1 rRNA gene is annotated in these 1,068 nt (G+C 57.0%); it reads right to left on the bottom strand.

Annotated elements, in window-relative coordinates:
• Positions 1-1,068 (bottom strand): 23S ribosomal RNA (locus ABEE00_RS35695); the annotation flags it as partial.

Raw genomic sequence — 1,068 nt, 5'->3', positions numbered from 1 at the left:
GGGGGTGGGAGTCCTCATCTCGAAGCAGGCTTCCCGCTTAGATGCTTTCAGCGGTTATCCCTCCCGAACGTAGCCAACCAGCCATGCCCTTGGCAGAACAACTGGCACACCAGAGGTCCGTCCGTCCCGGTCCTCTCGTACTAGGGACAGCCCTTCTCAAGACTCCTACGCGCGCAGCGGATAGGGACCGAACTGTCTCACGACGTTCTAAACCCAGCTCGCGTACCGCTTTAATGGGCGAACAGCCCAACCCTTGGGACCGACTCCAGCCCCAGGATGCGACGAGCCGACATCGAGGTGCCAAACCATCCCGTCGATATGGACTCTTGGGGAAGATCAGCCTGTTATCCCCGGGGTACCTTTTATCCGTTGAGCGACGGCGCTTCCACAAGCCACCGCCGGATCACTAGTCCCGACTTTCGTCCCTGCTCGACCCGTCAGTCTCACAGTCAAGCTCCCTTGTGCACTTACACTCACCACCTGATGACCAACCAGGCTGAGGGAACCTTTGGGCGCCTCCGTTACCCTTTGGGAGGCAACCGCCCCAGTTAAACTACCCACCAGACACTGTCCCCGATCCGGATCACGGACCCGGGTTAGACATCCAGCACGACCAGAGTGGTATTTCAACAACGACTCACAGAACACTGGCGTGCCCTGATCACAGTCTCCCACCTATCCTACACAAGCCGAACCGAACACCAATATCAAGCTGTAGTAAAGGTCCCGGGGTCTTTCCGTCCTGCTGCGCGAAACGAGCATCTTTACTCGTAGTGCAATTTCACCGGGCCTATGGTTGAGACAGCCGAGAAGTCGTTACGCCATTCGTGCAGGTCGGAACTTACCCGACAAGGAATTTCGCTACCTTAGGATGGTTATAGTTACCACCGCCGTTTACTGGCGCTTAAGTTCTCAGCTTCACCAGGACGAATCCTGATTAACCGGTCCCCTTAACGTTCCAGCACCGGGCAGGCGTCAGTCCGTATACCTCGCCTTACGGCTTCGCACGGACCTGTGTTTTTAGTAAACAGTCGCTTCTCGCTGGTCTCTGCGGCCACCACCAGCTCA

This window comes from Streptomyces odontomachicola, assembly GCF_039605595.1.
Lineage (GTDB): Bacteria > Actinomycetota > Actinomycetes > Streptomycetales > Streptomycetaceae > Streptomyces.
Note: the sequence above shows the minus strand (reverse complement) of the source record. Positions and strands in the feature narration are given on the sequence as shown.